Below are 23,075 nucleotides of genomic sequence, written 5' to 3'. Positions count from 1 at the left end.
TCCATGGTCTGAAATCGTCAGCCATGAACCTTTTTATTTTTGCAAACATGCTGTTATCAGCCGGTTCGCGTTATACTAAGTCTAAACAATCTTTTAAGAAGTGAAGTGAAGCTATGCTGAACAGATTAGTGGAATGGACGGTGCGTTTCAATCAGCGCTCTTTTATAAAAATTACCCGGCAGACATTGATGCTGCTGTTTCCAATCGCCTATGTCGGGACCTTGGCAGTGATGCTGAAAAAAGCCTTCTTTGCCACAGATAGTTTTTTCTTTAATGTTGCCGATCTGGGCGACATCATGCCAGACTGGCTTTGGACTGGTATTACGGGGCTCACGGGCGGTCTGGCCAAGATTACGTTTGGGATGTTTGGCGTGATGGCTGCCTATGCTGCGGCCCGCTATACTGCCAAACTTTATCATCAGGATGCACCGATGGCAGGGATGACCGGTTTTGCCACCATGCTTTTGCTGGCCTTTCGCTATACGCGTACAAGCAATCCCAACATGATCTCATTTGACTGGAATCTTTTGAGCGTGCGCAGTGTGTTGTTTGCGCTGATCGTTGGCTATGGTGTTGGGCAGGTCTATCGTTGGCTGGGAAAAGGCGGCGAGCCCAGCGATCAGACGATTGAGACGCTGGAAAAAATGCAGCAGCGTGCTCTGAATGCTATCCGTCCGCTGTTTTTTTCGCTGGCAGTCGGCGCGGCCTTAGGAGCATTGTTCAACTGGCTGACGTTAAGTTCCTGGCTGGATCTTGCCTATACCTGGTTGGAGAACTTTGGCCAGGGTAATCAGTCGCTATGGGTGGCCCTTCCTTTGATTGCCGTTTCGTTATTGATGAGCTGGCTGGGCATTGGCGGACCAACGATCAACACGGTTGCTCAGGGATTGACCGGCGCGGCGGCAGCCAATCTGAACTACGCCTTTCAGCATGGCTCAAGCTGGAACGTGCCATACAAATGCCTAACTTCTACGCTTTACAGCTCATTTGCCAACTTTGGCGGTGATGGAGTCATGCTGGCTTTAGTGATTGCCCTGATCATCGTTGGTCGGCAGCCGGAAATTCAGCGGTTGGCACGTTGGAACCTATTGCCGACCCTGTTTAACAGCGGTTATGGCTTGATGACCGGTCTGCCAGTAATCCTAAATCCCGTCTTCTTGCTGCCTTATCTCCTGCTGCCTTTGGCTAATCTTTTGTTGGGCGCTTTGGCAACCTTAATGCATCTGATCCCGGCAACGCCCTATCCACTGCCAATGGGGACTCCTGGGCCACTGGCGGCATTTATCGGTTCCAATGGTGATTGGGAGGCACTGCTGTTTTCATTGGTGCTGCTGATTTTTGATGTCTGGGTATATATCCCATTCGTTCGGTTGGCGCTTGGTGCTGAACTTAAAACACAACAGATCGAGGCGGTGGCATAATGCTGATTATTAATGATAAAGAGCGCCGACGCAGCATGCGCTTATTGATTTTTGTCGTAGTCTTGCTGATTGTCCTGGCGTTTCCGGCCTACTTTTGGATGAAAGACAACAACCACTATCTGGCACAGCGCAGCAAGGCTCAGATGTCGCCGGTCATTATGATTCCAGGCAGTTCGGCAACCAAGAATCGCTTTGATGAAATGGTGACGCTGCTTAATAAAGACACCAGTCACAAGCACAGTCTATTAAAGCTGGAGGTCTACAACAGCGGTAAGATTACATATACTGGCAAGATCAGCAGTGGCGACAATGAGCCGATTATTGTCGTGGGTTTTCAAAACAATCATGATGGCTATGACAACATCAAGAAACAGGCCAAAATGTTTGATGAAGCCTTTAACGAGCTGATTGATCAATATAAGTTCAATAATTTTAAAGCATTTGGTCATTCCAACGGTGGCTTGATCTGGACCCTCTGGCTGGAAAAATACTACTCAGATTATTCAGACTATGTAAAGATCAAACGGTTGATGACGGTTGGCTCGCCATTTAATCTTAATGAAAGCTCAACCAGCAATCCGACGCAGATGTACACTTACTTTTTGAAGCATCGTGATCAGCTGCCGTCCAGCCTGGATGTCTATTCAGTTTCTGGTGCCGATACCTATACTGAAGACGGCATCGTTAAATTAGGCAGCGTAAGAGCGGGGCGCTATATCTATCAAAAACAGGTTAAGCACTATACCGAGATGACGGTTACCGGCAGCAAGGCGCAACACTCATCACTGCCGCAAAATCGCCAGATCATTAATTTGATTGAGGAATATTTACTGGACAGTGATCAGCCTAATGCCGTCAATAGTAAAAATAAACGGGTAAGTCACAGCTCTTCAGTTTCCAATCCATAAATTATGTTTGCAAAATCTCTCTGCAAAAGGTTATTCTAAATGTGACGTGCAGACTGGATACGCATAGTCTGGCACCGAAATAAACAGGGGGATAACAATGAAAAGACAACAGCGTTTTGTCGAGATCATTCTATTATTGTTGCTAGCTTTAGTGGTTTCGTTTTGGGGGTATCGCGGCTATCGATTTATGCAGGCGCATCCGTTGGTCAATCGCGTCTATCGCTATCAAGCATCATCTGCAGCCAAAGCAGAACTGACCAGCACGTCAAATGACTACCAGTATGTGGTATTTGGCGCTGGCAGATATCGGGGAAAATATATTAGGGTCGATAATCAAAAGCAGCTGCGCCGAATTTTAAATCATCGGCAAGCCTATCAAGCAGCTTTTGATCAAAATGGAACTCGCTACTTGGTTCGTCACCATCAGCTGCAGCTTGATCTGGGAAATGTCTCGGCTGGCGAGAGCTATGTTCAGACAAACAAGCAGGCTTGGGTGGCTCAATCAGATCGGCATGATTTAGGGCCGACAGTAAACGATTCGTTAAAGCTGACCTCAATGCATGCTACTAAACAGGCAGTCAGCTGTCTGCCATAGGTTTGGGTAACACTTACTGTACAAAACTAAATAACTATACTAAGCATCTGAATCTTTCAGGTGCTTTTTATTTTTTGTATAATAATTCGCAAATTCATGGCTTATTTGCAGAAATTGAATTGATTAATTTACGTTTCGTACATTAGGTAGGAATACTAAATATTATTTTTTTAACGTTGACTGTTTGCATATATTCATTTAAGAGGCTAGATTATTTGCATATATTAAAATAAAATTAAAATCATAAAAGCTGATTTTATTAAAAAAGCTTTTCAATTGACAGATGAATTTAGAAGATTTTGAATTCAGTACGCGTTTTTTGATGCAGGGTAAAAAAACACAATATACCAGTGATGCTTTGGTATACCAAGAAGCCATCGCCAAGGCCCGCCCTTTCATTCGGCACCAACTGCGGGCACGGCAGGTACAGCGGCCACGGCACCAACTGCGCCGACCGCACCAACTGCGCCAACCGCGCCGACTGCACCGACTGCGCCAACTGACTCTGGCTGCAAGCGGGTAGTGGTTGTCATCGTTGTTCATGTTCATTACTCTGGCTGGTATGGCTACAACTACTGCCAAAGCCGGTCCATGCATTGGCTGCCATGCGTACACCACGGCTGGCACTCATTTTATGGATGCTACTGCTAAAAAAACTCGTCTCAAAGGGCATAACAGCCGCTTGAGGCGAGTTTTTAAATGGTGATGGCTTTTCAATCAATGAAGGAGAGCTGGAACGGATTTAAGCCGATCGCTGCCAATCCGGCTAAAAGATGTTTTTAAACAAAAAGAACACCAGCGGTCCCAATAAGGATGGCAGCATGTCCAGCGTCTTGAACTCCTTGATTTTTAACAGCGAGAAGCCAGACGCGGCAATCAGAAAGCCGCCAACGATTGATTCCTCAACCACGAAGGCATTGGAAAAGAAACTGGCGGACAGAAACTTGGCGATTAAATAGATGCCGCCAAACCAGACTAAAACGATCGGCGTTTCCAAAAGCATCCCCCAGCCAAAGCCGGTCCCAAAAATAATGCCGCAGACCAGCGTCAGCATGGCGTTGGTATAAAGCATCGTCTGATTGCCATTGGTTGCGGCAACGACTGGTCCTAAGATCCCTAAAGCACCAATGCAGTCTAAAAAGCTTGCCGTGGCCACGCCTTCGCCAAGCTTAGAGGAAAAACGCGTGCTGAGCCAGTGGTTGGAACGGTCATCCAGTTGCCAATAGGTGCCTAGCGGGATCCCAACTGCCAGGCTGATGATAAAAAGGACCGGGTAGCTGCTTTTAGGCATGTTGCTGATGACCGACTGCAGTCCAACGCCAAGAGCAGCAAAGCCTAATGCTATCCAGAGGGTCTCAATGTATTTTTCCTGTAAGAACTGCTTAAAAAAACAGCCGATTGCAGTACCGACAACTACCGCGCCAACGTTGGCCCAGATTCCGATCATTTAAAAAACCTCGCTTTAAGTTAATCTGCCAGACTGAGCAGCATCAGCCAGACATTTTGAACATACTTAACTATTTTAGCTTATTTAATCGTTATAAAAAAGAAATTACCACAGACTCTGAAACGATCAATTAAAGAGTCAAGAAGTTGAGTACTGATTTAAAAAAAGACTGACATGTGTGCAGGACACCGTCAGTCTTTTATCAAGATGAGATTATTTATTACAGGTTTTCATCTGTGTTAAAATTCAAAGGACAGTAATCAGTCATTTTGGTGATCAATTCGAGACTCAGCTGACGGTAGGCGTTTAAAACGTCGGTTGCGAAGTTTTCTGACTGACGCGTCAAATAGTTGGTCAGTTTGGCGCCGGCCAGACCAGCTGCCTTTTCGTCGGTTGCCTGAATCATGGCAATAGCCTTGGCGTTGCAGTCTTTTTGGACATCGCGAAGCATTGGCAGAAAATCGTGCAGGTGACTGTCGACTAAAACACTGGCATGCTTAAAGATCCAGTATGCCGAGTTGAGCTGAGCCGGCAGCTTGCCTCGCTTGTATGGTGCTGGAGTGTCGTTGATGTTGCTGAAGAATGGAACAAACGTTGATTCATTGGCGACCCCCATGGCAATCCAGTGAATGCTGTTTTTGGAGGCGCGGGACGTCTGCAGAATGTGGGCTTCCTGCGTTTTAGCCAGGCTGATGGGACGGTAGCGGTGCTTTTCTTCATCCGAACCGGTACCAATTGGATCAAACGGCGTCCCTTCATAATGGGAGCCAAGGTAGGCCTGGGCGTCAAAGATTGACAGCTTGCGTTCAGGCTTCATCAAAAACGGCAGGTCGGCAGCTTCCGGCTGTTCGTTTTGCGCAGCTTTGGGACTGAACATTTGATGACCATACCAAACGCGCGGCTCACTATAGACGGCATCTGAACGGTCAGCCGTACCAAAGATCTGGCGGAAGTTAAAGATACCAGGGTGCGGATTGAGATGATTCTTTTCGACGAATTCCTGAATTCCAGGATGGTACATGAAGTTGTCTGGATCGTTAAAATCAATCTCCTGGATGGCTAATTGATTAGCAACGACAGCATAGCAGTCATCGGGAATCCGCTGGGCAACCCAGTAGTGACCAGCGCCAGTCTCAAGATACCAGGCCTCGTCATCGTCAGCAAACAAAATGCCATTGGTTTCGCCGGTTCCGTATTTGGCAACCAGCTCGCCAAGTCTTTGCACCCCTTCGCGAGCAGTCTTGACGTATGGCAAAACAACCGTAACCATGGCCTCTTCGTTTAAGCCTTCTTTAACGAGTGGATCATAGCCTAACACCAGATCGTTGGAATAGGCGCTTTCGGTTGCACTCATGGCTACACCGTATTCATTGATGCCGGCTTCTTCAAACAAGCCGTACTTGTCGGTCCATTCTGGCGTTGCCGTATAGCGAGCACTGATCTTAGGCAGCGTCAGCTCAAGTTTGGTATCTTTAGAAACGAATTGAGATGGCATCTCGCCGCGCGCGTGAACAACCAGACGTTTTGGCCAGGCTGCCTTGGCATCTTCATTGCGGCCGATCATGATTGAGCCATCGCGACTGGCCTTTTTACCAATCAGAATGCTGGTACATGCCGATAGTTTTTGTGACATTTTCAGGTCCCCTTATTTGGATTTTGTAACTTTATGTATTTATTTTAACCCAAACAATCAATAAAATTAAACAAAAAGTGGAGGAAATTAAATAATGGAACAGCTTTCAATGTTTATTATTATGTTTTCAGCCCTGCTGATTCCAATATTGATGGCGCACTTTAAGGTTGCCAGCGTACCTACCGCGGTGGCCGAGATTATCGTGGGCATCATCTTGGGCAAAAGCGGTTTTAATCTGGTTGTGCAAACCCGTGACCTGACTTTTTTATCGAGTCTGGGCGTGATCGTCTTGATGTTTTTGTCAGGGATGGAGATCAACTTCAGCCTGTTCAAAAAGCGGCCTGGGGCACCCAAAGACAAAAAGTCGCCGGTTAATCTGGCGGTTGCCTCATTTGTCGGCATCATGCTGACGGCGTTTATTCTTGGAATGGCATTGAAGGCAACTGGAATGTTCAATGACGTTCTGCTGGCGACGATCATCTTTTCAACGGTGGCGCTGGGCGTAGTGATTGCCACGCTGAAGGAAAAAGAGATCCTCAGCCGGCCAATGGGACAGACGATTCTTTTGACGGCGGTCTTAGGCGAGGTCGTTCCCATGCTTTCGCTGACGGTATATGCCTCGATCAACGGTGGCAATGCTGAGCGCTTATGGATGATCGTGCTGCTGTTTTTGGCGGCGATTCTGCTGCTGCATCGTTTCAAGCAGCCGTTTATCTGGTTTAACAAGGTTACCAAAGCAACAACACAACTGGACATTCGGTTGGCTTTCTTTCTGATTTTTACGCTGGTGACGCTGGCGGAGACGGTGGGAGCCGAAAACATCCTGGGTGCTTTTTTGGCCGGGATGGTAATGAAGCTGCTTGAGCCCAGTGAGGCTACTCAAGACAAGCTCACCTCAATCGGCTACGGCTTTTTCATCCCGATTTTCTTTTTGATGACCGGTGTCAAGCTGAATCTGCGCACGCTGCTGACCAATCCGCGTGCTCTGGCGCTGATTCCAGTACTGGTAGTCTGCTTTATTCTGGCAAAGATTACGCCAATGCTGGTCTTTCGGCAGCGCTTCAATGGGCGGAATGCATTTGCTGGCGGTTTCCTGCTGGTTACGACGATCACCTTGGTTCTGCCAACGCTGCAGGTCGCACGCAATCTGCATGCCATTACCGCGACACAGTCAGATGCCTTTGTCTTGGCGGCAGTAATTGTCTGCATTATTGCGCCAATCGTCTTTAACTCGGTCTACCGTCTCGCACCAGAAGACAAGCTCAAACAGCGTGTCGTCTTTTTGGGTACGAACGTCTTCAGTGTTCCTGTCGCTCAGCAGTTGTCGCGTAACTGGTATGAGGTACGAATGGTTACGGACAGTCAAGACAATTATAAAACCTATGACAGTGAAGTTAAAAATCTGACCTATCTGCCGGAACTAAGCGAAGCCGCCTTAGAAAAGGGCAAGTTTTTTGACTGTGACATTATGGCGATTGACTATCTGGATGATGCCAAGAATTTCCGGCTGGCTAAACTTGCCAAAGCGCATCACGTCAACCGCGTAATCGCCGGTCAAAATCAGCGCAATCTGGATGAGGACCAGCGCAACAAGCTGCAAAAGATGGGGGTTGAGATCTTTAATGTCTACAACGTACAAACCAGTGTCTTACGGGCTTTGATTGAATCGCCATCTATTATGACGATGCTTAACAGTACCGAAGCCGGGCTTTATGAAGTCGTAGTCCGCAATCGTCGTTATACAGGTCAGCAATTGCAGGCTCTGCCGTTTATCGATCAGATGACGGTCAGTCGGATTCGCCGCGGGACGCAGTGGCTGATTCCACGGGGGACGACGGTGATCGAACCTGGCGACCACTTGATCTTTACCAGTAAAGCCAGTGATGTTGCCAATATTCGGGCTGAACTGCGCAAACGCAACTAAGCCAAATCAAAAACAGTGTCACGGCAGGCTGATGATTAAGCTTGCAATGGCACTGTTTTTTTATATTGCTGAAATCGGCTGGCAACGGGATGCTGGTTTGATTATTTCTGCTCAAATAGCAGCGCGCAGACAATCATGACGGCAGCCAGCCCCCAGGCAACTGCTTTAAAGATTCGCAGTCCCTTAGGCGTGGTCTTGATTTCTGGATGACGTTTCCAGTATATCGGCATTAAAACGGCCAGCAGCACACAGCCGGTTGCAATTATCCAAAACATATTATTCACCTCACGTATTCATAAAAAACTTTACCATATATTCAGCTGAGATTAACAATCATTAATCATCTTTTGGACAATTCGCGATTAATAAAGCCTCAGCTCAAAAGGTAGCCACCAGTTTATGGGGCAATTAATTGCACTAAACGGTGAAAATCGATAAACTAGGATACGTTTGCAAGATTTCATGCTGTGGGGGAATTTGATGGAAAAAACATATATCGTTGCTGCTCGGCGAACGCCAATCGGCAAATTTGGCAAGTCTTTGGCTGGCGTTTCTGCTGTAGAGCTTGGTGCAACTGCAATTGCCGCCGTCGTCAAAGACAGCGGCGTAACCAAAGAGGCCGTTGATCAGGTTTTAATGGGCAACGTGATTCAAGCCGGTGCTGGCCAGAATCCAGCTCGTCAGGCCGCGATCAAGGCAGGCCTAGACTATGCCACGCCAGCAATTACGATTAATGACGTCTGCGGCTCAGGTCTGTCCAGTGTCAGTCTGGCGGCCGGTCTGATTCAATCAAATCAGGCCCGCATTGTGATTGCTGGTGGGATGGAAAGCATGTCGCGAGCACCGTATATCTTAAATCAGGCTCGTGGCGGCTATCGTTTTGGTGATGGTCAGCTGATTGACGCCTTGCAAAAAGATGCCTTGATTGATGTCGAAAACGGCTATCCAATGGGAATTACCGCGGAAAACGTGGCTGAACTTGATCAAATCAGTCGTCAGGCTCAAGATGAATTTGCCTTGCGCAGTCATCAAAAAGCAGTGGCGGCACAAAAAGATCATGCCTTTGATCGCGAAATCGTCCCAGTCGAGGTTCAGACTCGCAAAGGTACGATGATCGTTAAAGATGATGAGGCACCGCGCGCGGACACCTCAATTGAAGCATTGCAGAAATTAAAGCCGTCTTTTGCCAGTGAGGGAACGGTTACAGCTGGGAATGCCTCGGGACTTAACGATGGGGCGGCGGCCGTCATGCTGGCTTCTGAATCGGCAGTCAAGGAATATGGGCTGCAGCCGTTAGCAGAGTGGCAGGCGACAACCCTGGTCGGTATTGATCCGGCATACATGGGATTGGGACCGGCCTATGCAATTGAAAAACTGTTCAACGAGACGGGGATCAGTCGTGAGGATGTTGATCTGTATGAAATCAACGAAGCCTTTGCCTCACAATCGGTTGCCTGCCTGCGCCGACTCAAGCTGGATGAACGGCGCGTCAACCCGCGTGGCGGTGCACTGGCGCTGGGTCATCCGGTGGGCTGCTCGGGAGCGCGGATCTTGGTAACGCTGATCCATGAAATGCGGGATCTTGATGCACGGACCGGGATTGCCAGTCTGTGTATTGGCGGCGGCATGGGCGTGGCCTGTCTGGTTGAAAAGGCGTAATAAGATCTTAAAACAGCCGACGCGTCTTTGACGAATCTGGCTGTTTTTTAGTTTGGCGGTCAAACGGGTGTTGACTTAGCAAAATTACGATCAGAAGGAATAATTGGCGCGGATTAGGCATTGGTAAAGGAATGAAAAAATAGTAAAATATTATCTTAGATGCAAAGTTTTGAGAGGATTTTGATTATGAAAAAGTCGCGTTGGATTGATTTTGGTGTTGTCTGCGGTTTGTTTTTTCTGGCTTTCATGTTTGCCGTTTTGCGTCATGACTCCCAGATCAAAACCATGGACCAGGCTGGGTTTGCTTTAACGATGCCAATTACCGCCATGAAAACTCGTATTATGCTTTTTATCACTGCATTAGGCTCGCCCCAGTTTTTAGGACCGGTAACGCTGGTAATGATGCTGATTTTATGGTGGAAAAAACAGCTTGGCAGCAGCATGTGGTATGGCGCCATGCAGTTTGTAGGATATCTGCTGGTGATTTTCTTTAAGACCAGCGTAATGCGGCCGCGTCCTGCTCATCGATTAGAAAAGATCGGCGGCTACAGCTTTCCCAGTGGCCATACCTTTGCAACCGTAATTTTTGTCCTAACGATTTTGGCTTTGCTTTGGCCGCACCTCAAGTCAAACTGGAGCCGACTGCTTGGCGGGATGCTTGGTGCCGGCTGGATCCTGCTGATTATGTATTCGCGCGTCTATCTGCACGTTCACTATGCCAGTGACGTCTGGGCTGGCTTGTTGCTGGCGCTTTGCTGGTGGCTGGTCGCCAACTCGCAAAAAGAGCGCTTTATGAATTGGCTTACCGAAATTCAAAAATAATTACTGATCACTCTTGTCAAATCTGTAAAAATTCGCTATACTAGTTAGCGTTGACTTATGGAGAGTTGGCAGAGTGGTAATGCACCGGACTCGAAATCCGGCGAACCCGTGTTGAGCGGGCGCGCAGGTTCAAATCCTGTACTCTCCTTTTTCAGAGACATCTAAAACTAACTAGAAACCCCAAAGCCTTGATATGATAGGTTTTGGGGTTTTAGTAATCACTCTAAATTGAAAAGTTGGGACACCTGATGGACACCTAATACAGTTGTTCAAAAGCAGGGATTGTTTTTGGGGCTATTGCAGAATTTATTCATTAATTAGTTTAAGGGCTAAAACCTGAAAGCACAGAATTGCGGAAACTTACCGCCGTTCTGTGCTTTTTTGGTCTAAAACAGAAAAACGCAATTATTCATTAGCAATAATGCAGTCTGGGCTGCTTTTTAGGACGATTTCTGCACATTTTAGTTAATCTGATTCATCAATAGACAGATCGGTAATCTGAACTTGTTCCAATATTTTGTAAGCGTTATACTAAACGTATAAACTGATGTTATCGCTTTCGCAAGGATTATTTTACACTGGAGGGGTTTTTATGTATTATTCCAACGGTAATTATGAAGCATTTGCACGTCCTCGCAAGCCTGAGGGAATCGAACAGAAACACGCCTATATTATTGGGGGCGGGCTGGCTGGTTTAGCAGCGGCCGTCTTCATGGTTCGTGATGCTCAGATGCCTGGCGAAAACATTCATATCTTAGAAGAACTGCCGGTTGCGGGTGGCTCACTGGATGGCGAGAAGCGTCCTGGCGTTGGGTATGTCATTCGGGGTGGCCGTGAAATGGAAAACCACTTTGAATGTCTTTGGGATATGTACCGCTCAATTCCTTCACTGGAGATTCCAGGCGCTTCTTATCTGGATGAATACTACTGGCTGGACAAGGATGATCCCAACTCTTCAAACTGCCGCCTGATTCATAATCGCGGCGATCGGGTACCTAGTGATGGCAAGTATGGCGTTGAGAAGTTTTCAAAATATATCGTTAAGCTGGTTTTGACCTCAGAAGATAAGTTAGAGGGCAAAACGATTGGCGACTGGTTCCCAGATGAATTCTTCGACACCAATTTCTGGCTGTACTGGTCAACCATGTTTGCCTTTGAAAAGTGGCACTCCTTGATTGAAATGCGGCGCTACTGCATGCGCTATATTCACCATATTGATGGTCTGCCAACGCTGAGTGCCCTGAAATTCAATAAATACAACCAGTATGAGTCAATGACTAAGCCAGTCTTGGCATATCTGCAGGATCATAATGTCGACATTCAATACGACACCGTGGTCAACAATGTCTTGGTTGATACCAGCAATGACAAGAAGATTGCCAAAAAGATTCTGTTGACCAAGGATGGCAAGGATGAAGAAATCGTCTTGACCGACAACGATTATGTCTTTGTTACCAATGGCTCAATTACCGAGAGTTCAACTTATGGCGATCAGAACACGCCGGCACCGATTACGCACAGCTTAGGGCCTAGTTGGAAGCTGTGGGAGAATCTTTCCTATCAGGATGCCGATTTTGGTCACCCCGATGTCTTCTGCAAGAACGTTCCTGACCGTGCCTGGTTCATCTCGGCTACGGCAACGCTCAAAGACCGCAAGCTGGCGCCATACTTTGAACGGCTGACCAAGCGCAGTCTTTATGATGGCAAGGTTAACACTGGTGGGATCATCACGGTTACCGATTCGAACTGGATGCTGAGCTTTACGATTCACAGACAGCCGCACTTTAAGGACCAAAAGCCGGATGAAACGGTTGTCTGGATCTACGCGCTTTATTCCGATACGGAAGGCAACTACATCAAGAAACGGGTCGTGGACTGCTCAGGCAAAGAGATTACTGAAGAATTGCTCTACCACCTGGGCGTTCCCGTTGACGACATCGAAGGCTATGCGGAAAATGACGTCAATACTGTACCAGTCTACATGCCTTACGTTACCAGCTACTTCCAGCTGCGTAAAAAGGGTGATCGGCCGGCAGTCGTGCCAAAGGGATCACAAAACCTGGCCTTCTTGGGCAACTTTGCCGAATCGCCAACTCGCGACACGGTCTTTACCACGGAATACTCGGTTCGGACCGCGATGGAAGCCGTCTACACACTCTTTAACGTTGATCGCGGCGTTCCTGAAGTATTTGATTCCGTCTTTGACATTCGCCAAGAGCTGAGGGCACTGTACTACTTAAGCGACAAGAAGACGTTGCCGGAGATGGATCTGCCAGTACCGAAGCTGGCTGCCAAGACGGCACTGCGCAAACTGAAGGGAACCTGGATCGAAGAAATTCTCAAAGAGCAGCATCTGCTTGAATGATTGAAGCAATTTATATAACCAGAACGTTAAAAGACCACCAGCGCTGATTTGCGGGTGGTCTTTTGCTATTGAGTAAATAAATTAAGCTAAATGATCAGACTTATGGCTGCTGATTGAGCGACTAGTCATGATGAATCAAGCGGACGCGGGTGATGGCATCGACTTGGCTTAAACGGTCAATCACTTTTTGCGCGGTTGCCGGCGTGAGGTTCGAAACGTCTAGCATCGTATAGGCATAATTGCCGCGCGAACGGTTGACCAGGTTTTCAATGTTGATGCCTTCATCGGCCATAAACGTCGAAATCTGCCCCAGCATGTTCGGGATGTTTTTGTGAATCAGCGTGAAACGATCAGGACTGGCAAAGGGGGCAGCCACATCTGGTAGGTTGACCGAGTTTTTGATGTTGCCGGTTTCCAGATAGGTCATGATTTCGTGAGCTGCAATCTGCGCACACTTGACCTCAGCTTCGACCGTTGAGCCGCCGATATGCGGCATGATGACGATATTAGGATTATTCAGGATCTGAGCCTCGCTGAAGTCAGTGTAGTACTTTTTCAGCGTGCCATCAGCCAGGGCCTTGACGGCAGCGGCATTGTCAACGATTCCCAGTCGCGAGTAGTTGAGCAAAACGGCGCCGTGCTTGAAATGCTTTAATTCTTCCGTGCCGATCAGTCCAGTGGTTTCTTCATTTTTAGGAACGTGAACCGTTACGAAATCGGCGCCTTTGATAGCATCGGCAATTGTCTGCGCGCGTTTGACCTGACTTTCCAGCTGCCAAGCCGATTCAACGGAAAGATAAGGGTCATAGCCGATGACGTCCATGCCCAGATCAACGGCGGCGTTGGCAACCAGCGAGCCAACGTGGCCCATGCCAATGACGGCGATGCGCTTGCCTAAAAGCTCAGTCCCGTTGAAGCTGGTCTTTTGCTTTTCGGTTCGCAGCGTAATATCGGCACCAGGCTTGGCATTGGCACTCCATTGAACGGCAGCGATGATGTTCCGACTGGCCATGATCATCGAGGCGACGACCAGTTCCTTAACGGCGTTGGAATTGCCGCCAGGCGTGTTGAAGACGACCGTGCCGTTTTCAAGAGCTTTGTCTAATGGGATATTGTTAAAGCCGGCCCCGCAGCGCGCGATAACTTTCAGACTCTTGGGAAATTCATGATCATGCAGATCCACGCTGCGAATCATGTAGGCATCCGGTTGAGCCTCGGGATTATTGATCTGGTAATCAGCCGTAAATTCATCAAGTCCGGCTTGAGCAATAGCGTTATAGGTTTTGATCTGGTACATGAAAGATTCCTCCTAGCGATTTTCTTTTTCGAATTGCTGTATAAAGTCACACAAAGCAACGACACCATCATATGGCATGGCGTTATAGATACTTGCCCGCATGCCGCCAACGAGTCGGTGACCTTTTAGATTCAATAGACCGTGTTCCTGGGCCTCTTTGACGAATTTAGCATCCAGCTGTGCGTCACCAGTTACGAATGGCACGTTCATGAGCGAACGATAGCGAGGATCGACATTGTTTTTGAACAGCTTGGAGTTATCCAGGCAGTCGTACAGCAATTGGGCCTTCTTGCGGTTGCGAGCGTCCATGGCCTTAAGACCACCTTGTTCATCGATCCATTTCAAAACCAGCCCGGCAACATAGATTTGGAAGACGGGCGGCGTGTTGAGCGCGGACTTTTTAGCGGCCTGCTTGGTGTAGTCGAGCATACTTGGCAGCCCCTTGACATGACCCAGCAGCGACTTTTTCAAGATTACGATCGTGACGCCAGCAGGAGCCAGATTTTTTTGCGCACCGGCATACATCAGATCGAATTTTTCAAACGGATAGTCTTGACCTAAGAAGTTGGAAGAAAGGTCGCCAACCAGCGGCGTACCGTTAGTTTCCGGCAGTTCTTGCCAAGCCGTACCCATGATGGTGTTGTTGGTCGTAATGTGTACGTAGTCATAGGTATTTTGTGGAATGGCTGGTACTTTTGGCAGGGTGGTGTAGTGATGGTCTTTAGAGGATGCCAGAATATCGGCTTCCACGCCTTTGAGCAAGCGTGCTTCTTCAACGGCGCGTTCAGACCAGTGACCAGTGTCGATATAAGCGGCGCGATGATGTTGATAGGTAAGGTTTAATGGTACGGCCGTAAACTGCGTGGTGCCGCCGCCTTGCATGAACAAAACGTCATATTCATGATCATCCAGATTCATCAATTTGTAGATGCGCGCTTTGGCATCCTCATAAACGTCGACAAACAGCTGAGAACGGTGCGAGATTTCCAGAATGCTCATACCAGAATCATTGAAATTTAACAATTCAGCTTGAACTTTTTTAAGAACTTCTTTTGGCAGCACAGCCGGACCAGCCGCAAAATTATAGACAGTCATTGTCATTCCTCCAAATCTTAAACTAAAAAAGCACCCACTTGATTAAGTGAGTGCCATCCAAATTCAGTCTCGGATTTGAATTGACCTCACTTATCGCGAAGGCCAACTCAAAATGCGGCCTTCTAAATGCGGGAAGACCGTGATGAGGAAACCATCAATGCAAAATTAAAATTATTCAGCAGCATGTTCAGTTCCCTCCTCATCAAATTATTAATTATTGTTAACAAAATTATAATCTGATTGCAAAAAAACGTCAATAATAAATTTGATTCTGGTATAATGACCAAAAACCAAAGTCGAAAGGAAAAGAATATGACCGAATTTTACATCGTTCGCCATGGCCGCACTTTTGCCAATGCGGCTGGGCTCAAGCAGGGAACCATTAATACGCCGCAGACTTATCTGACTGATGAGGGACGCGCGCAGGCACAGCTTCTGGCCCAAAATTTTGATCTGCGTGATTTTGATGCGCTTTATGTTTCGCCTTTGGAACGCACCAAGCAGACCGCGGCAATTCTAAATGAGGAGGCACAGCTGCCAGTCATCGAAGACGGGCGGTTGCTGGAGATTTCTTATGGCGACTGGGATGGCCAGCCCAATGATGAGCTGATGAATCAATATCCAGAATTGTTTTCGACGTTTGTTAAAGATGTGCGTCCTGAATATGCTGCCGTTGCCCATGGCGAGACGTTTACACATGTTGAAAAACGGGTCCAGGACTTTATTAAAGACGTTACGGCTCAGCATCCAGACGAGCGAGTCGTAGTCGTTACGCATGGCTTTACGGTCCGCTCGTTTGCGGCCAGTGCCACGCATGCGCCAGGCTTGACGATTCTGGAACCAGAAAACTGCAGCGTTACTAAACTGATTGTTGAACCCACCACGCTTGAGCAGCATCTGATCTATTACAACCGTTCCACACAAGGATTCTAAGTTATCAAAAAGACGGATCACGCGTTATGCGAGACCCGTCTTTAATTGTTTGCTGACGTTTAAGAACAGCCGTCAAGATGGTTGGCTGAACTGTTGGAAACGCTGCTAGTTCACTTTTGCATGGCATGTTTAGGCTTTTGACCAAGGTTGGCGAAAAAGTGCTCGTAAACCAGATCCGTCCAGCGCGTCAGGTGGGTCAGACTGGAATCGCCGGTCAAAGAAAGTACGAAGGCAAATCCCAGGGCAACTGCCGAAACGTGGTCAATGCCAAACAGACTGCCAAACAGCGACGCACAGACTAAAAGACCCATGATGCAGCCATAAAAGATGATGCTGCGGAATTTGTTAAGTGGATGACAGATCTGGTAGAGCACCATAAAGCCGACCGCGGCCAGAATCATGGTTGAGGCCGTTGAGATGTCTTGGCGGCTGAGGCCAAACAAGGCCCCACAAACCACAATGACGCCAACCGTAAACATATCAGTGATCCCACCAGGTAGGGCGCGACGCAAAACGTTGGGCAGAAACTTGCCATGGATGCGCTGATGATTAGTTTCCAGGGCCAGCAGAAATGAGGGCGTCCCAATCGTAAACAGGCTGATCAGCGTGATGTGAGAAGGATCGAGCGGGTAGTTGAAGGCAAAAACCAGCGTAAAGATGGATAAAAGCAGTGAAAAGATGTTCTTGACCAAAAACAGACTGGCTGATCGTTCGATGTTATTGACAACCTGCCGTCCCTGGGCTACGATTTGTGGCATTTTGGCAAAGTCAGAATCAAGCAGCACCATCTGAGCGGCATTCATGGTGGCCTCATTGCCTGAAGCCATGGCAATACTGGTATCCGCTCGTTTCATGGCTAAAATGTCATTGACGCCATCTCCAGTCATGGCAACGACTTCACCTTGCTTTTGCAGCGCGGTGACGAATTTTTGCTTTTGATCTGGCGTGACCCGACCAAAAACGGTGTAGCGCTGCAGAGCACTTTCGTATTCATCATCGGTTAAAGCAGCTGCACTGACGCAGTTTTGCGCGCCTTCGATCTGTGCCTGTTTGGCTACGCTGGCAACCGTTAATGGATCGTCACCCGAGATAACCTTGATCTTGACGCCTTGTTCGGCAAAATAGCGGAAAGTGGCTGGAGCAGTCTTACGAACGGGATTTCTCAGCAAAATGAATCCTAATGGGGTAACCGGCGCACTGAGACTGGCTTTGGTCAGCTGCCCTTGATACTGACCGAATACCAGGACCCGAAAGCCTTGCTTGGCATAGGGCTCAAACTCGCTGCTAAACATGGCGGCACTTTCTCTTAACACCATTTCCGGCGCGCCTAAGACGTAGCTTTCATTACCAAAGCCCACGCCCGAGTACTTCCAGGCTGAACTGAACGGCACGATTTGATCAGCTTGGCGTCCGCTGCCTTGCGTAAAGTATTCTTTCATTGCTTTCATCGTTGAGTTGTCGCCAGGCATGGCCGCGCAAAAATCACTGATCAGACTGCGCAGCCGATTGTCGTCAATCTGCGCCTGCTGAGCAGCAAAGAAGCGCTGGACCTGCATTTGATTTTCGGTGATCGTCCCGGTTTTATCAACGCAAAGTACCGTAACGCGGGCCAGGGTCTCAATGCTTTTCATGCTGTGCAATAAGACCCGCTGCTGCGCCAGTTTCATGGCACTTAAAGCCAGCGCAACGGTTGCCAATAGATAGAGCCCTTCTGGAATCATACCGATCAAAGCTGCTTCCATAGAAACGATGCTTTGCTTGAGCGTATTGCCGTTATGCACGTATGATTCATAAAACAGCGCGGCACCAATTGGAATGATGATGATTCCGACGAATTTGATCAGCCGATTGAGTGACTTGATCATGGCTGATTCTTCGGTCGTATCCATTTTTTGCGCCTTGGCTGTCAGCTTAGCCGCATATGAATCGGCGCCGACATGCGTCAAGCGTACGCGTGCCAAACCGGAAACGACAAAGCTGCCTGACATCAGACTGTCGCCGGGATGCTTGGCAATCTCATCAGCCTCTCCGGTCAGCAGCGACTCATTGACGTTGAGTGAGCCGGTTAAAAGCTGGGCGTCGGCTGGAATCTGCTGGCCGGTTTTCAGTTCGATGATGTCATCTAAAACTAGTTGATCAGTCGGCAGCTGAATCGATTTGCCATCACGAATTGCCGTTGCTTTGGCAGCATTTAGCACCGTCAGTTTTTCCAGCACTTTTTTGGACCGTAATTCCTGGATAATGCCAATGACGGTGTTGGCGATGATAACTGGCAGAAAAGTCATGTCCTTAAATGAACGAACCATGACCAATAAAACGGCTAAAACGACGAAAATCAGGTTAAAAAAAGTAAACGTGTTGCTGTAGATGATCTGCCGCGTGGTTTTAAAGGTTGTATTGATCGCGGTGTTGGTCAAGCCTGCCTGGGTCCGCTGCGCCACCTGATCTTTGGTTAAGCCGGTATCAGGAGCGGCATTGAAGTGCTCGACCCGTTCATCTTTAGCGGCTGCTGATTGTTGATGATGTCTGCGCATACAATCATCCCTTTCTGCTTTAATTCTAATTTTATTTTAGCATTCTTTGCGATTTGGTACGGTTACCTTTAAGATAAATTAAGAACGATTTTGAGAGGATGGTTGATATGAGCACAGAACCGACTTTTGAACGCGGCGCAATCACGTTTTTTAGCGGCCGGCTGACGCTAAAAGAAGCCGCGGCAATTTTTGCCCACATGCCATATGAATTGGATTACGTTAACAAAAATGATGAATATGTCTGGTATTCGCCCAACCCGTGGCGCGACAACGACCGACTGCAGAAACGCCTGACGCATTCGGTGCTGGGTTGTCACCCTAAGCCTGTACAGCCACTGGTCAAGCAGGTTTTAAAAGCTTTGCATACTGGCACAAAAGACGTGGTTGAATCGCCACAGGTCATGGACGGGCATCGTGTTTTGATTCGCTATTATGCAATTCGTGATGCTCAAAATCAGTACCTGGGTGCGCTACAGGTTACCGAGGACGTTGAGCGGATCTGCGAGCTTTGCGAAGCCCATGATTTTGAACATGGGATAGTTGATGGTAAAATAATTGATGGCGTATCGGCGGCTTCAATCCATGCTAATCGTTTACAAAAAGGCGAGCAGCTTGCCGACATCCAGACGCCGGACAAGACGCAGGACGCGGTTTCTGGCGCTTCAGTAGAACAATAGCAGGGGGAATTGATTTGGCTTCAAAAAAGTTTTATGCCGTGCGCCGTGGCAAAAAGCCCGGCATCTACACCAGCTGGCCGGAATGCCAAAAACAGGTTGCTGGCTTTGCTAATGCGCGCTTCAAGGGATTTATGACCAGAGAAGAGGCTTTGGCATGGCTGCAGCAGCCGGAAAAGAGCAAGCCGCGGGCCGTCAAGCATGCAACACAGACCAGTCTGGATCTATTCGGCGAAGAACAGAGCCCCCGATTTATTCCGACGATTGTTTTTTATACGGATGGCGGTTCACGCAATCGCGGCAATCGACGGGGCGATCACGTTCACCAAGATGATCTCGCAGCCTGGGCCTATCTGATTCGGTTTGAGGATGGCTTAAAAATCACCGATACGGCTGGTGAATTGGGTGCTACCAACAATCGCATGGAGGGCATGGGGCTTTTAAAGTGTCTGCAGCGTCTGCTTGAGTTAAACCTGCAAAACGAGCCGATTGAGGGTATTCTCGACTCGCAATACGTTTTAAATGCGATCAATAAAGGGTGGCTGTACAGTTGGGTGCGGCGCGGCTGGAAGACTTCTGGCGGCAAGCCGGTTGCCAATCAAGAACTTTGGGCCGAGGTGAGTGTACTCCTGCCAAAATTCAAGCAGCTGCGCTTTAAATGGACCAAGGGACATGCCAACAGTCACGGTAACGTTACGGTCGATCAGTTGCTGAATTCAACGATGGACAATCTTAAAGCTTAAATTTGATTAAAATAAAACTCGTTTGGTCGCGCGTTATGGCGGATCAAACGAGTTTTTTGCAGTTTTAATGACGAAATGCGGCGATCAAAGAGACTCAAACCAGATCGTGACCGCCAGTGCTTTTTAAGTAGCCAGGCTGAACTTGACGCAGCCTTGGACAGGGATGTTAAGCTGCACAGTCTTGCTTACGGCTTTATGCACAAAAATCGGAGCGAAGTAGGTAGTTGCAACCCTCGCAACCGCTCCAGATTTGAATTTTCACAAGTCCAGTAGGTTTGCGACCACGAGGATTTTCCTGAATTAACCTGCCAGCAGTTTGACGCTGATTATAGTTGATGGTGACTATTCAATATGTATAAATAAAAAAAGCTATCAGATAACGATTCCCCGCAGTTTAAAGAAACGGAACCGCACCAAATAGCTGGTAGTCAAGAAAGAAGTGAATGTCGGCACTCCTTACGGTTAATTATATTACTATACTGCCGTGTAAAAGAAAACCCCTAATCTGAAATTTTATAAGAAAATTCGTGAATAATTTTCATGTTTTGGTTTAAAGTTGCAATTGCAACCGATAATCGATATAATAATTGAGCAAGAAAGGGGGAAAAGCTTTGATCGATGTATTACGCGAGATGGGAATGGCATCGCGAGCTCTAGATGCCATGGCTAACGCGGAATTTAAGAAGCTGGATCTGGCACGCGGTCAATTCGTATATTTGGTTCGAATCTATGAGCACCCTGGCATTATTGCACGCGATTTGGCAAAATTAATCTTGATGGATAAAACAACGATTGCCAGAGCAGTTGCCAAACTGGAAAAAAACGGCTTGATCGTGCGACGGTCCGATCCGGCCAATCATCGTATCAAGCGAATGTACGTCACGAAAAAAGGAGCGGAATTATACCCGTTTATCATTCGTGAAAACGAGCATTCCAATGAAGTGGCTTTGCAAGGCTTTTCACCTCAAGAAGCGCAGCAGGCTCACGACTACTTGCAGCGGATGCGCCAAAATCTCGAAAAAGACTGGGATTTTGTTAAAGCAGGTGGTCAAAGAAATTATTAACGATATTTAAGAGATAATAAAGACATTAAATGAGTAAAGGAGTTTTATTATGAAACGTGTTGTAGTAGATGAAAGTTTTTGGGAAGTCTTTCCAGATGCAGAGATTGCAATTATGTACGTTGATGGGATTGATAACCATGATACGGATGAAAACAAGGCCGAACGTGCTGAATTATTAAAACAGGCAACCGCGGAATCAGCCAAGTTCACCAAAGAAGAAACTTTCCGTGATAATCCAGTCGTTGCACAGTGGCGTGAAGCCTATGCCAAGTTCCCTAAGCGTAAGGGTGCCCGAGCATCAATTGAGGCACTGCTGAAACGAGCCAGCCAAGGACACGTTTTTGAACCGATTGAGCCATTGGTTGACGTCTACAACAGCATCTCGCTGCGCTATGGCGTTCCGGTTGGCATTGAAGACCGTGACAAGATTGCCGGTGACATGCATCTGGGCAAGGCTAAAGGCGGCGAAAGCTTCCAACCGGTGGGTGCCGACAAGGATGATCCGGCTCGGGAAGGCGAGATTCTCTATTATGACGATGAGGGTGCTGTTTGCCGCAGTCTAAACTGGCGTGATGCTCAACGCACGATGCTGACCAGTGATTCTAAAAACGTGGTCATCGTTATGGAAGCAGTTAATGAGGATCAGATTCTGCGGACGCATGAGGCGATGGATGAGCTGCAAAAGCTGATTGAGCACTACTTTGGTCAAAAGCCGAGTGCACCACACTACTTGACTAAAGAAAATCCGATTGCCGATGTAGACTAGGTGAGTGCAGATGAAGATCGGAATTGATAAGATGGCGTTTGCGACAACGTCAGAATATATTGACCTGGCAGAATTAGCAAAAGTGCGCGGTGTCGATCCCAATAAATATCTAATTGGCATTGGTCAAAGCGAGCAGGCAGTTTTACCGCCTACGCAGGATATCGTGACACTGGGAGTTGCTGCTGCCGACAAAATGCTGAATGAACGTGATCGAGAGCGCATTGCCACGGTGATCGTTGCTACCGAATCAGGAATCGACAACTCCAAAGCCAGCGCAATCTATGTTAAGCGGCTGCTGAATCTGGATGACTATGTACGGACCGTTGAAGTTAAGGAAGCCTGTTATTCAGCAACGGCTGCGATTCAGTTTGCCAGAGGACAGGTGGCACTTGAGCCAGAAAAGGCGGTTTTGGTAATTGCAGCTGACGTGGCGCGTTATGGCTTAAAGACGGCTGGCGAGGTTACGCAGGGAGCAGGGGCCGTTGCCATGCTGATTACGGCTGCACCGAGGATCCTGGCAATTGAACGGACCAGCGTTGCTTATTCGCAAGACGTGATGGACTTTTGGCGGCCGCTTTATGCTACTGAAGCCATGGTTGATGGCAAGTATTCGACCAACGTCTACATTGACTTTTTCAAGCATACGCTGAGTCGCTATGAAAAATTAACGGATCGCAAGCTGGATGATTTTGCGGCAATCGCTTTTCATCTGCCATTCACTAAAATGGGCAAAAAAGCTTTGGAAGCTGTCTTGGGTGAACGGGATGATCAAACGGCCTGGCGTCTGCGCAAGGCACTGCTGGCCAGCCAAAACTACAGCCGCCGGGTCGGCAATCTCTATACCGGTTCGCTTTATTTAAGCTTGATGTCGCTTTTGCAAAATGACCCTGATCTAAAGCAAGGTGAGCGCATCGGCCTGTTTAGCTATGGATCCGGTGCGGAAGGCGAGTTTTACAGCGGGATTCTGCAGCCTGGCTATCAAGAACAGCTGAGCAACGTGGCTGGAGATCTCAGTGAACGCCAGCTGATTTCGATTGCGGCCTATGAGCAGCAGTTCAATGACCAGTTAGGAATGAATAAAGCAGATGTTGAGTACGACATCAGTGCGGATCCGGCTCGTTTCGTCTTAGCCGGTCAAAAGAATCATCAGCGCCAATACGTTGACAAGCAACGATAGCTACAACTTTTTCGCTAG

At 47.9% G+C, this 23,075-nt stretch carries 20 protein-coding genes and 1 tRNA gene; 15 read left to right on the top strand and 6 right to left on the bottom strand.

From position 1 onward, the window contains the following. Nucleotides 1–113 precede the first annotated feature (113 nt). From FC47_RS07515 to FC47_RS10925, 4 genes are all read left to right on the top strand, one after another. Complete coding sequence (locus FC47_RS07515; protein WP_033935024.1) at nucleotides 114–1,421, top strand: PTS sugar transporter subunit IIC; 1,308 nt, start codon at nucleotides 114–116, stop codon at nucleotides 1,419–1,421. Next, nucleotides 1,421–2,329, top strand: coding sequence for an alpha/beta hydrolase (locus FC47_RS07510; protein ID WP_006499937.1), 909 nt, complete (start codon nucleotides 1,421–1,423; stop codon nucleotides 2,327–2,329). Before FC47_RS07515 ends, FC47_RS07510 begins: the two co-directional genes overlap by 1 nt. Nucleotides 2,330–2,426: 97 nt before the next feature. Further along, the gene (locus FC47_RS07505) at nucleotides 2,427–2,924 is read left to right on the top strand and encodes a hypothetical protein (protein WP_056968524.1); all 498 of its coding nucleotides are present in this window, start codon (nucleotides 2,427–2,429) and stop codon (nucleotides 2,922–2,924) included. A 283-nt stretch (nucleotides 2,925–3,207) separates the two neighbouring features. Beyond that, nucleotides 3,208–3,447, top strand: a complete 240-nt coding sequence (locus FC47_RS10925; RefSeq protein WP_048345205.1) for a hypothetical protein — start codon at nucleotides 3,208–3,210, stop codon at nucleotides 3,445–3,447. A 243-nt stretch (nucleotides 3,448–3,690) separates the two neighbouring features. On the opposite strand, the gene FC47_RS07495 is transcribed toward FC47_RS10925, so the two are convergent. Together FC47_RS07495 and FC47_RS07490 are read right to left on the bottom strand one after the other, a co-directional pair. Next, nucleotides 3,691–4,371 (bottom strand): DUF554 domain-containing protein, encoded by a 681-nt coding sequence (locus FC47_RS07495; RefSeq protein ID WP_056968523.1) that lies wholly within the window; start codon nucleotides 4,369–4,371, stop codon nucleotides 3,691–3,693. Between the two features lie 220 nt (nucleotides 4,372–4,591). Beyond that, nucleotides 4,592–6,004, bottom strand: a complete 1,413-nt coding sequence (locus FC47_RS07490) for a C69 family dipeptidase (RefSeq protein ID WP_056968522.1) — start codon at nucleotides 6,002–6,004, stop codon at nucleotides 4,592–4,594. 94 nt (nucleotides 6,005–6,098) lie between these two features. Between FC47_RS07490 and FC47_RS07485 the strand changes: the two genes are divergently transcribed. Next, complete coding sequence (locus FC47_RS07485; RefSeq protein WP_056968521.1) at nucleotides 6,099–7,928, top strand: monovalent cation:proton antiporter family protein; 1,830 nt, start codon at nucleotides 6,099–6,101, stop codon at nucleotides 7,926–7,928. Between the two features lie 101 nt (nucleotides 7,929–8,029). On the opposite strand, the gene FC47_RS10615 is transcribed toward FC47_RS07485, so the two are convergent. Beyond that, complete coding sequence (locus FC47_RS10615; RefSeq protein WP_155519158.1) at nucleotides 8,030–8,203, bottom strand: hypothetical protein; 174 nt, start codon at nucleotides 8,201–8,203, stop codon at nucleotides 8,030–8,032. A 205-nt stretch (nucleotides 8,204–8,408) separates the two neighbouring features. Between FC47_RS10615 and FC47_RS07480 the strand changes: the two genes are divergently transcribed. The 4 genes from FC47_RS07480 to FC47_RS07465 all read left to right on the top strand — a co-directional run bounded on the left by FC47_RS07480 (nucleotide 8,409) and on the right by FC47_RS07465 (nucleotide 12,774). Then, nucleotides 8,409–9,587, top strand: coding sequence for a thiolase family protein (locus tag FC47_RS07480; protein ID WP_006499927.1), 1,179 nt, complete (start codon nucleotides 8,409–8,411; stop codon nucleotides 9,585–9,587). 186 nt (nucleotides 9,588–9,773) lie between these two features. Next, nucleotides 9,774–10,409, top strand: a complete 636-nt coding sequence (locus tag FC47_RS07475; RefSeq protein WP_006499926.1) for a phosphatase PAP2 family protein — start codon at nucleotides 9,774–9,776, stop codon at nucleotides 10,407–10,409. Nucleotides 10,410–10,468: 59 nt separating this feature from the next. Beyond that, nucleotides 10,469–10,557: transfer RNA gene (locus tag FC47_RS07470), tRNA-Ser, on the top strand. Nucleotides 10,558–11,001: 444 nt separating this feature from the next. Continuing rightward, nucleotides 11,002–12,774, top strand: a complete 1,773-nt coding sequence (locus FC47_RS07465) for an oleate hydratase (protein ID WP_056968520.1) — start codon at nucleotides 11,002–11,004, stop codon at nucleotides 12,772–12,774. Nucleotides 12,775–12,895: 121 nt separating this feature from the next. Here the strand turns inward: FC47_RS07465 and FC47_RS07460 are convergent, their stop codons facing one another. Further along, entirely contained in the window at nucleotides 12,896–14,071 is a 1,176-nt protein-coding gene (locus FC47_RS07460) for a phosphoglycerate dehydrogenase (RefSeq protein ID WP_033935038.1), read from the bottom strand. Nucleotides 14,072–14,083: 12 nt separating this feature from the next. Then, nucleotides 14,084–15,166: a 3-phosphoserine/phosphohydroxythreonine transaminase gene (gene serC, locus FC47_RS07455; protein ID WP_056968519.1), complete on the bottom strand. Its 1,083-nt coding sequence runs from the start codon at nucleotides 15,164–15,166 to the stop codon at nucleotides 14,084–14,086. Nucleotides 15,167–15,478: 312 nt separating this feature from the next. Between serC and FC47_RS07450 the strand changes: the two genes are divergently transcribed. Then, nucleotides 15,479–16,099, top strand: a complete 621-nt coding sequence (locus tag FC47_RS07450; protein ID WP_056968518.1) for a histidine phosphatase family protein — start codon at nucleotides 15,479–15,481, stop codon at nucleotides 16,097–16,099. 110 nt (nucleotides 16,100–16,209) lie between these two features. Here the strand turns inward: FC47_RS07450 and FC47_RS07445 are convergent, their stop codons facing one another. Next, nucleotides 16,210–18,633 (bottom strand): cation-translocating P-type ATPase, encoded by a 2,424-nt coding sequence (locus tag FC47_RS07445; RefSeq protein ID WP_056968517.1) that lies wholly within the window; start codon nucleotides 18,631–18,633, stop codon nucleotides 16,210–16,212. 107 nt (nucleotides 18,634–18,740) lie between these two features. Between FC47_RS07445 and FC47_RS07440 the strand changes: the two genes are divergently transcribed. From FC47_RS07440 to FC47_RS07420, 5 genes are all read left to right on the top strand, one after another. After that, nucleotides 18,741–19,310: a PAS domain-containing protein gene (locus FC47_RS07440; protein ID WP_109588396.1), complete on the top strand. Its 570-nt coding sequence runs from the start codon at nucleotides 18,741–18,743 to the stop codon at nucleotides 19,308–19,310. Between the two features lie 14 nt (nucleotides 19,311–19,324). Next, nucleotides 19,325–20,050, top strand: coding sequence for a ribonuclease H family protein (locus tag FC47_RS07435; RefSeq protein ID WP_056968516.1), 726 nt, complete (start codon nucleotides 19,325–19,327; stop codon nucleotides 20,048–20,050). Between the two features lie 611 nt (nucleotides 20,051–20,661). Then, a complete protein-coding gene (locus FC47_RS07430; RefSeq protein ID WP_039944863.1) occupies nucleotides 20,662–21,114 on the top strand; it encodes a MarR family winged helix-turn-helix transcriptional regulator in 453 nt (150 codons plus the stop codon). 49 nt (nucleotides 21,115–21,163) lie between these two features. After that, a complete protein-coding gene (locus FC47_RS07425; protein WP_006499149.1) occupies nucleotides 21,164–21,880 on the top strand; it encodes a B3/B4 domain-containing protein in 717 nt (238 codons plus the stop codon). Between the two features lie 10 nt (nucleotides 21,881–21,890). Then, nucleotides 21,891–23,057, top strand: a complete 1,167-nt coding sequence (locus tag FC47_RS07420) for a hydroxymethylglutaryl-CoA synthase (protein ID WP_006499148.1) — start codon at nucleotides 21,891–21,893, stop codon at nucleotides 23,055–23,057. Nucleotides 23,058–23,075: the final 18 nt, after the last annotated feature.

The organism is Limosilactobacillus mucosae DSM 13345, assembly GCF_001436025.1.
Taxonomy (GTDB): Bacteria; Bacillota; Bacilli; order Lactobacillales; family Lactobacillaceae; genus Limosilactobacillus; species Limosilactobacillus mucosae.
Note: the sequence above shows the minus strand (reverse complement) of the source record. Positions and strands in the feature narration are given on the sequence as shown.